Source organism: Streptomyces sulphureus DSM 40104, from assembly GCF_000381025.1.
GTDB classification, from domain to species: Bacteria; Actinomycetota; Actinomycetes; order Streptomycetales; family Streptomycetaceae; genus Streptomyces; species Streptomyces sulphureus.
Genome location: NZ_KB905836.1, coordinates 1 through 9,160, shown reverse-complemented (window position 1 = coordinate 9,160; position 9,160 = coordinate 1). Strand labels below are relative to the sequence as shown.

Here is a 9,160-nt window from a genome sequence, read left to right as displayed (position 1 = left end):
TCCAGACCCTCCAAACCCGCCGCATGCAACTGCTCGAAGTATCCGTCGTAGTTGGGCGTGGGAACGCTGAGCCCGGTAAGCGAGATCCCCGTGCCGCTCTCGGCTGCATCCGCTCCCCCTGCCGGACGGCGGGTGAGCAGCCGCCCCTGCGACCTGACGGGGCCGCCGGCCGCCACCTGCCGCAGCAGCGCCACGAACGCATCCTCACCCGGACCGTCGACCACCGCCTCCACCGCGGGGTAGTTCTCCAGGAGCGCCCGCCCCATCGAGCCCTCGCAGTTGCTACCGCCCATGACGATCACGCCGGGATAGCCACTTGCACGCAACCGCTCGGCCACCGCCAGCGTCGGCCCGTTCTGGCTGAAGGTGCTCGTGAACCCGATGACATCGGGGTCGGACGCGAGCAGGGCCGCGGCGGTCTCCTCCACATGCCGCTCGGCGACCTCGCGCAGCGAATCGATCAGCCCGATCGTCGGCTCGTCGATTTTCCTGGAGCGCAGCTCCTCGACGTACTCGTCGCGCCGCGCGGCCTCCGTGCCCCGGCAGGCGAATATCCAGTCGCCGACCGAGAAGTGGTAAAGGCCCTCGGAGATCAGGTCGTACGCGTCCGACCACTCGGCGTCTCCGTAGCCCAGCATCCTTTTGGCGAGTCCGTAGAAGGCGAGGTAGGCGTATTCCGGGGTGACCTGCCAGCCTTCCTCCTCGGCCACCGCACGCAACGTGCCCACCTGGATCGAAGGGCGGCGCACGTTGTTCCACGGCATCGAAACGAGCATTACTCGACCAGCACTGCCGGCACTCTTCATGGCGACCTCACCAGACGAGCCTCAAGTCGTATGCATTGCGGAGGAACCGGGGCTCCGAGGGCTCCGGCTGCGGAGGGAATCCGTAGTGCGGGATGAGCTCGTGCCACACGTCGAGGGCGGTGCGGATCTGCGCCCGCGCCAACGCGGCGCCGAGGCACTGGTGTGCTCCCGTACCGAAGGCGATGTGCGGGTTGCGCTCCCGGTCGAAGTCGACCTGCTCGGGGTCGTGGAAGACCTCGGGATCGTAGTTGGCGACGGCGAGCGGCAGCAGCACCGTCTCACCCCGCCGGGCGGTGCCGCCCGCCCCGTCGCGCGCGGCCAACCTCCCCGGATACATGCACGAGTTGGCCCGGAGGAACTCCTCGACCGCCCTCGGGCGTACTTCCCTGGAGGCCAGGAACCGCCGCTTGTCGGCGTCGTGGCACACCAGGTGCTGGACGGCGTTGGCCAGGTGGTTGACCGTCGAGTCGACGCCGGCGAGGAAGAGCACGCACAGCAGCGAGACCCGGTCGTCGTCGGTGACGGGCCTCCCCTCGACCTCCCAGCCGAAGGTCGCGGTGGTGAGGTCGTCTGCGGGTTCGGCGCGACGGCGCTCGACCTGCTCGCGGGCGAGCTTTTCCAGCGCCGGGATGCCGACCTCCTCGAACGCCGCCTCACGCGGGTCGGGCGCGTACCGCGAATCGATCATCGCGCGGTCGATGCGCAGGAGTTGGTCGAAGCGGTCGAACTCCCAGCCCACCGCGGTCATCAGGTTCTCCAGCACGAACGGCCTGGCGAAATCCTCGTTGAACGACACCTCGCCGTCGTCGACGAACCCCTCGATCCGGCGCCGGGCGTTGGCCTCGATCGAGGGGGTCAGCTCGCGTACGCGCTGCGGCGTGAACCACGCGCCCAGCCTGCGGCGCCACTCCGTGTGCTGGCGGCCCTCGATGGTCAGCGGAATCCAGCGGTCCTCCTCGGCGCCGTCCGCTGCGCTGACGCGCCCGACGGTGAACTGCTCCTCGTCCCTGAACGCCTCGCAGATTCCCTCGTACGTGGTAAGGACCCAGAACCCGTCGCCGCTGGCGCTGTAGAAGGCGCCCTCGTCGGCGTGGGTGGCCGCTGCTTCGCGGTACGCCGAAGGGCCGTTGAAGAACTCGAAGTCCACGGGGTCGGCGCGCCGTCCGGTGACGGGGCAGACCCCGGGGGGAGCCTCGGGGTCGGTCGTCCCGGTGGATGGGTCAGCCTGCATCGGCAGTCTCCTTATTCTGTCGGTCACCGGCCGCCGGGTCCACGTCGCCCCTTCTCCAGGTGCCGGCGTCGAGGCCGGCCGCCGTGAGCCGCAGCCCCCACAGGTGGTCCAAGTCGTCGGCGTCGAGGAGGACTCCGTCGACGAGTACGGCGTCCGGCCGGGCCAGGCGGGTGACGTCGTGCGCCGGGGAGCGCCGGTAGAGGACCAGGTCGGCCCGTGCGGGGTCGCGGCCCGTTGCGGCGTATGCGTCGACGGTCGCGGCCTTGAGGACGGTCGCGAAGTCGAGGCCGCTGCGGCTGAGTTCGGCCAGCTCCTTGTGGTACGAGGGCCCGGCGAGGACGAAGGGGTTCCCGCAGTCGGTGCCGACGAGCAGCCTGGCCCCGCGGCGCGACAGGTCGTACGCGATGCCTCCGAGCCGGTCGACCAGCAGGCTCCGCCGCTGCGCCTCGGCCCGCTCCAGCGAGAGGGCGTCCCTCGCGGCCGCGTGCCAGGCGGGGCGGCGGCTCGGGGTCGCCGACTGGAGGAGCGTCCTCGACGGCCGGGTGTAGCGGCGCTCCCCGCTCCGCGCCCGCCACGCGGTGAGCGTCGGGCAGACGAAACGGCCGGCGGCCCCCTCGACGGCGGGGCCGTCGTCGCGGTGCCGCTGCAACGCGTCGGCGAGGACGGCCCAGCGGTCGGCCGCGGGCAGCCGGAAGATGTGGGGCACGATTCCGTACAGGTGCTCGGTCGACCACATGCCCGGGTAGGCCGCGTCGAGCGGCACCGCCTCGGGCACGTGTCCGACGACGGGGATGCCGGCGCGCTCCGCCTCGCGTACCAGCGCCTCGAAGGCCGGCCGCGCCAAGTCGTCGTAGACCTTGATGCCGTCGAAGCCGAACGCGAGGACGTCCTCGACCACCCGGCGCACCTGCCGCGCGTCGTCAACGACCGTGACGTGGTGCGGGATACGGGAGTCGGGGCCGTCGACGACGCCCGCCGTCGTCCAGGGGAGGGGGAGGACGGCGTGGCGCGCACGGTGGACGCCGGCGCTGTACAGGTGTGCGGGCTCGCCCCACATCTGCCGGTAACCCGTCACCCCGTACGCGAGCATGCCGACGAGGTCGGTCACCGAGGACACGTGCGCATGGGCGTCGACGAACCCGGGCAGGGCGAACCACTCGCAGTACGCGGCGTCCGGCGCAGGGCTCCAGCGGGCGACGGCGCCGTCGACCACCTCCAAGTCCCTTGGCGGGGCGGCCTCTCCGGTCTCCGCGTCGAGCATCCCGACGGCGCGGAGGACGTGGCTGCGGCTGCGGCCCGCCAGCTCCTCCAGCGCGCCGACGAGCGGATCGCCGTCGGGGAGCAGGCCCCTGCGGTGGGTCCAGAGGGCGTCGTCCGTCATGCGTCCCCCCTCATCGCCGCCGGCGCCGCGGTGAGCAACTCCGCCGTGCGCGTGCCGACTTCGGCGAGGCGGGCAGCGGCGCGCACCCGGGTCCGGCTGTCCACCAGCCAGAGCCGGGCGCCGAGGCGGGCCGAGCCCTCGCGGAACGTGCCGAGGTCGGCGTCGCCCTCGGCAGTGATCAGCACCAGGTCCTGGTCGGCTGCTCCGCGCTCGGCCCGCTGGTGCGAACCGTGCAGGAGGCCGCGGGTCGCCGCCGCCAACTCGTCCTGGTCGACCCGGTCGCAGGCGGAGACCATCCACGCAGGCGCTCCCGCGGCGGAGAAGTGGTCGCGGAGGTACGCGTACCCGCCGGGGCCTTCGATCTCTTTCGCCTCCTCCTCGACGGCGTCCGCCGGGACCTCCACCGCCTCGCCGTGCGCGCAGAAGGAGAAGGCCCGCTGCACCCGCCTGTCCGCCTCCGCGACCCGCAGCGCGATACGGCCCCCGAAGTAGAGGCCGAAGAGGCTGTACCGCTCCCGCCCGAAGAAGCCGAGCACGGCGCGGACGTCCTCGACGTAGCGGTCGATCGCGTGGCCCTCGGCGCTGTGCCCCGGGTCGCTTTCGCCGCGGCCGCGCAGGTCGGGGGCGACGACGTGGACGTCGTCGGGCAGCGCGTCGAGGAACGACGACTCGGACCAGACCCGGTGGTCCATCGCGACACCGTGCAGCAGCACCAGCGTCTCCGGCTCGCCCCGCGCATCGGACGACCCGCGGGCCGCCCGGCTGAACCCGCGCAGCAACGTGCCGTCCACGGAGGCGACTTCGAAGCGTTCCGCCTGCTCCCGGTCAGGACTCCGCATCCGACCCCCTCAGCGCCGCCGCGCGGCCCAACTCGTCCCGCATGCCGTCCCGTACGGCGAGGACGAGACCGCGCCGCCCCTCAAGGTGGACCCAGCCGCACGCCGCCCACTCGCTCACCCTCTCGTGCAGCCGGCTCTCCGGCGTCCCCGTCTGCTCGCCGACCCGGCCGACGGCCTGCATGAGGCGCCCGCCGTGGACGAGGGAGCGGAAGAGGAGGTCGTCGGCTCCCCGCAGCACGGTGCGGCCCGTACCGACGTGCGGCCTGTAGTCGTGGACCACGGTCACGTTCGGGCCGAAACGGAAGGAGAAGCGGGACTGCGCGTGCAGCTTCTTCCACAGTCCGACACGTGCCCCGAGCCGGCGGCGCAGCGCCAGCATGGCTGCGTCATCGTCCCGCTCCTTCCCCGCCTGCTGCCCGTGCTCGAAGGAGTACGCCAGCGCCGTACGGTCGACGCCCTCGCCCCGGTGGATGAACCGGTACTTCTTCTCGGGGCCCCGCAGCTCGATGCCGAACTCGTCGGGCTTCTCGAAGTAGGGGCTGTAGCGGTCGACGCGGACTTTGCTCACCGTCGACGGTGGTGCCAGATGTGTGATGAAGGGGATCAGCCGGAGCTGCTCCTCCAGCATCTCCGCTGACTCGTCCGGCATGGCCGAGAGCAAGTTCCACTGCGCGTCGATCCCCAACTCCTGGCACAGGACGAGAAAGCGCAGGTTGTGCCAGCTCGTCGCGCCCTTGCGCAGCAGCTTCAACGCGCCCGAGCTGAGGCTCTCGATCCCCGGCTGCACCATGGTGACGCCGGCGGCGCGCAGCTCGCCGACCTCCCGAGGGCCGAGGTTAGCCTTGACCTCGAAGAAGGTGGTGATGTCGACCTCGGCGTCGGCGAGCGCCGCGAGGCCGTTGTCGTTCTTCGCCAGGATCGTGTCCACGGCGTAGGTGTTGAAGGCGCCGTGCCGCTCCGTCAACGTCCGCAGTGTGTCGACGAGTTGGGAGCCCGGTTTGCTGCGGTAGACCATCCCGCTGCCGTTCTCACCGCAGAACGTGCACTGCAACTTCTCGCCCCACCAGCACCCGCGGGACATCTGGAACGGCAGCGCCACGTGCGGAGCGATGAGGTCGCCCCACGGCAGGCTCTCCAACCGCTCGAAGTACGCATCGTACTTGGGCACGGGAGCGGACTCCACGGGTTGGATCGACGGCAGCGCGGTGCGCAGGCCGTCCTCGTGCCGCAGCACTATCCCGGGGACCGCCGCCAGGTCGTCCACGCTCTTCGCGCGGGTGAGCGCGTTCACCGCCTGCTCGCCCTCGCCCTCGACGACCGCGTCGACGAACGGATAGGCGTGCATCACGGCCTGGCCCATCGGACGGTCGCAGTTCGCCCCGCCGAGGAGGACGAGCCGGTCCGGCGCCCGTTCCTTGATCGCCACGGCTATCGCCAGCGAGGGCACCAACTGGCTGAAGGATGTGGTGAATCCGAAGCACTCGGCCCCGTCGTCCACGAGCCGCTCGGCGAGGTCGGCGACGAACCGTGGCGCCGCCTCGCGCAACCGCAGGACATCGGCGACGATTTCCTCGTCGACGCCCTGCTCCCGCAGGAACGCACCGTACTCCGCGGTCGCCGACGCCTCGTCCGCGTCCCCGGCGCCCGGCAGCCCGCCGCCGAAGATCCAGTCGCCGACGCCGAGCCCGTACAGCTCCTCGCCGATCGTGTCGTACACGGCGGCGAACTGCTCCGGGTCGCACTCCAGGAAGCCGACCGCGTACTCGAACCAGTCCAAGTACCCGTAGACGGCGCTGATCGGATCGCCCTGCTCCTCGGTGCTCAGCGCGGCGAGGGTGGCGATCTGGATCGAGGGCCGGTAGAGGCTGTTCCACGGTGGCGCCACAAGGACGAGCTTCACGGCTCCCTCCTCTGCGGCCTGAGCCTCTCGCCCAACCGCCCGGTCGGCAGGACCGGGTAGCCGGCGCGCGCCTTGTCCAGCATTTCGAGCCCGGGTGCGACGACGTCGACGACGGTGATCGTCCCCGGCCTCGTCAGGACGCGGAAGTGGAGGTCGACGCCCACTCCCTGCAACCGGTCGATGAGGTGCCGCAGCAGCTCTTCCGGAGTCGCCGCGGCAGGGAGCCCGTCGCTGTCGAACGGCTGCCGTTCGTGCGGGAGTTGACGCACGTCGAACCCGGCGGCGGCGAGGTGCCTCGGGTAGCGGGCCAGGGCCGTGGCGATCTGGGCGGCCTCGCGCTCCGCGTCGACGGGCCCGTGCTGGTACATCGTGCACACCTGGAGGTACTCCAGCAGCCCTCGTTGGAGGGCGTACGCCTGCACCGGCGAGGCGCCGCTGCCGATGAGCCGCACGTCCTCGTCGCTCTCCGCGTCGCAGACCACGTAGGCCGGCACCCCCGTGTCGCAGGGGATCGAGACGATGAGGATCGGGGAGCCGCTCGACGCCTCCACGTCGTCGACGAGGGCGCGCAGCTCCGCCGGGAGGCTCTCGTGGTCGATGACGCGGAGGGCCCGGCCGCTCTCGTCGGGCAGGCCGAAGTAGGAACGGGCAAGTTGGTAGGACCAGGCGTCGCGCTCGATCAGCTCGTTGACCGCGTGGACGAGCGCCTCGTGCAGCGTGGTTCCAGCCGCGTAGCCGGCGCTCGTCGTGTAGTGCCAGAGCGGCTTGAAGGAGCCGTCGTCCGAGGGGTGCGGCCAGTTCCGGTAGCCGCCGTCGCGCAGGAAGACGGGGTGGCGGTGCGGGGGTGCGGCGCCGCCGGTGGCGCCCAACGCCTCGGCCACTGGGCGGTATTCGCGGGTGAGGACCGGGGAGTCGCCGAGGATGCCGCCGAGTCGGTGCAGCAGCGCCGAGCCGGCGGCCGTCGGCTGCCCGGCGACCTCGCGGCCGGGGACGAACGCGGCCTCGTCGGCGAGCGGGTCGCGGCGCCAGTCGAGGTGGTAGTGCTCGGCGCTTTCGAAGAGGGCGCTCGCCATGCTGCGGTGCCCCAGACCCTTGCCCGAGCTGCGCGAGCACAGCGTGCCCGCGGCGTCCTTGAGGTGGACCTCGTAGGTGGGCGCGGAGTCGAGCCCGTACTTCCAGATGTCCGGGGTCAGTTGCTCGGAGCTCAGCCAGTCGCTCGCCGCGGAGAGCGCTCTGCCGATCGGCGTCTCACGCTCGGGTGGGACGTCCTGAGTGAGCGACCCGTCCAGAAGGGCTGAGGTCAGCAGATCGTGCTCGGCGTGGACAGACAAGGATCTTCCTCACTTCCCCCGTGTCGAAGACGGGAATACCTGCGCGGACAAGGCCGAGGAGCGGCTGCGGATCCGACACCACGTGGGCGAAGCACAGGCGGGTCCTCCTCAGGTCGGCGCCCGAGATGTCGACGGCTCCGGGGTCGGCCCACACCTCGATGGCTCTGGACTCCAGCGCGCCCAAGGGAGAGGGGTGGGGCCCGTCGTCGAAGGGGCCGGCGTGCTCGCCGAGGTCGAAGTCCAGGGCGGCGCAGCGTCTCAGCAGGGGCCACTTCTCGAAGCGCCGCATGAAGTAGCGCTCGGCCGGCACGGCGGTCGAGTTGGCGCGCCAGAGCGTCTCGGCCTGGGCGAGTTCGAGGAAGGCCCGCTCGGCCGCCTCGGACGCCGTCGTACCTGAGCCGATACCGGTGGCGGGCATCAGCCGGTCGCTGCTCCTCGTCACGGCGAGGATCGTCGGGGTGCGGGTCGCCCAGCTTATGGGGACGGTCTGGGTGCGGCCCTCTTCGTGCGGCTCGGGGCCTCCGCCGGGCGCGGGGCGTTCGCGGGGGGCCGCGAGGCACCGGTAGAGGAACGCGCCGTAGTTCAGCAGCTCCGTCAGCTCGTAGAGGGCGCCCTGCAGGGCTGCTTCGGGCGACGGTGCGACGGCCCACCCGACCGTGCTGGAGAGGCGGGCCGCCTGCGGGGCGAGGTTCGCCGACCGCATCTCCTCGCCGGCGACCCAGGGCGAAGACCAGAACAGGGGCACCTGCCGCGGCTGCTCGCCGCTCAGCGAGCGGTAGTTGCGTACCTGGCAGCCGGCGGGCGCGGAGCGCAGCCCGCGCTGCCAGGGGTCGGTGCCCCTGCTCCGGTCTGTGCGCGGTGTCGGCCGACGGGCGATGAGGGCGAACGGGGTGCAGGCCAACAGCCTTTCCACGGCTTCGGAAAGGGCCTTCTTCCGAGCGACGGCCTCGGTCGTGGCGGTGCCGTAGCCTTCGGCCTGCCCCGGTCCCGAGTCAGGCCGTACCGTGCACTGGACCGTCACCGTGTGCTCCGCCCGGTAGGAGCGGAACGCGACTTCCCGCAGTACGCAGTCGGTCGCGGAAGAATCGGCCATCACTCCCACTTCCCTGTGCGCCGGCCCGCCGACTTCACGTCTGGTGCTACGCGCAGGCGGGCATCAGACTGACTGGTCGGTGTCGTCGGACCAGGCGCCCCACGACTCGAGTTCCTCCATCTCCAGGGAGCTGAGCTCGGCGTTGTTGGGGTCGTCGTTGAGGAAGTCCGCCGTCATACAGTCGAATACGACCGCTGGTCCCATGTCAGTGATCCTTTCGTTTCGCTGTACCGATCCATCCGTCGTCGCGCTGTTCATGTGGATGCACCGCGATAGGCCTCACCTCCCTCACTTCCGGCTGGTGAGCGTGACGGGCACGGGGTTGCGGGCCTGTCGCCTGGGTGTGCCCTTGGGCGGCGGCGTCCGGTAGGCGGATGGTTGTTCGCGGATGGCGAGGGCGATGATTTTGGTGCCTTCGATGAAGATCCAGCGGCGGCGTTGCCAGTTCTGGAGTTTCTCCCAGGCTCGGTCCCAGGGTTGGCCTTCCGGCCAACCGTTGGCTTGCAGGTCACGGATGCGGGTCCCGCCGATGACAGCCCGGAAGAGTGCGGCGTCGTCGCCTTGCAGGACGGTTTCGTG

At 71.3% G+C, this 9,160-nt stretch carries 8 protein-coding genes and 1 pseudogene; all 9 read right to left on the bottom strand.

The window, feature by feature from the left end:
- On the bottom strand, nucleotides 1-806 hold an 806-nt coding region (locus F603_RS0131260; protein WP_026328877.1), incomplete at its 3' end, for a cobalamin-dependent protein.
- Between the two features lie 7 nt (nucleotides 807-813).
- Entirely contained in the window at nucleotides 814-2,037 is a 1,224-nt protein-coding gene (locus F603_RS0131255) for a cytochrome P450 (protein WP_019549861.1), read from the bottom strand.
- Nucleotides 2,027-3,418 (bottom strand): amidohydrolase family protein, encoded by a 1,392-nt coding sequence (locus tag F603_RS0131250; protein WP_019549860.1) that lies wholly within the window; start codon nucleotides 3,416-3,418, stop codon nucleotides 2,027-2,029. The genes F603_RS0131255 and F603_RS0131250 overlap by 11 nt, the downstream gene beginning before the upstream one ends.
- Nucleotides 3,415-4,257, bottom strand: coding sequence for an alpha/beta hydrolase (locus F603_RS33305; protein WP_019549859.1), 843 nt, complete (start codon nucleotides 4,255-4,257; stop codon nucleotides 3,415-3,417). Before F603_RS33305 ends, F603_RS0131250 begins: the two co-directional genes overlap by 4 nt.
- Nucleotides 4,244-6,157: a RiPP maturation radical SAM C-methyltransferase gene (locus F603_RS0131240; RefSeq protein ID WP_019549858.1), complete on the bottom strand. Its 1,914-nt coding sequence runs from the start codon at nucleotides 6,155-6,157 to the stop codon at nucleotides 4,244-4,246. The genes F603_RS33305 and F603_RS0131240 overlap by 14 nt, the downstream gene beginning before the upstream one ends.
- Nucleotides 6,154-7,488 (bottom strand): YcaO-like family protein, encoded by a 1,335-nt coding sequence (locus F603_RS0131235; protein ID WP_106431448.1) that lies wholly within the window; start codon nucleotides 7,486-7,488, stop codon nucleotides 6,154-6,156. Before F603_RS0131235 ends, F603_RS0131240 begins: the two co-directional genes overlap by 4 nt.
- Nucleotides 7,406-8,581 (bottom strand): YcaO-like family protein, encoded by a 1,176-nt coding sequence (locus F603_RS0131225; RefSeq protein ID WP_019549855.1) that lies wholly within the window; start codon nucleotides 8,579-8,581, stop codon nucleotides 7,406-7,408. Before F603_RS0131225 ends, F603_RS0131235 begins: the two co-directional genes overlap by 83 nt.
- Before the next feature lie 63 nt (nucleotides 8,582-8,644).
- Complete coding sequence (gene botA, locus F603_RS34895; RefSeq protein WP_106431447.1) at nucleotides 8,645-8,785, bottom strand: bottromycin family RiPP peptide; 141 nt, start codon at nucleotides 8,783-8,785, stop codon at nucleotides 8,645-8,647.
- A gap of 84 nt (nucleotides 8,786-8,869) precedes the next feature.
- Nucleotides 8,870-9,160: pseudogene (locus tag F603_RS34890) on the bottom strand (RiPP maturation radical SAM C-methyltransferase); the annotation flags it as partial.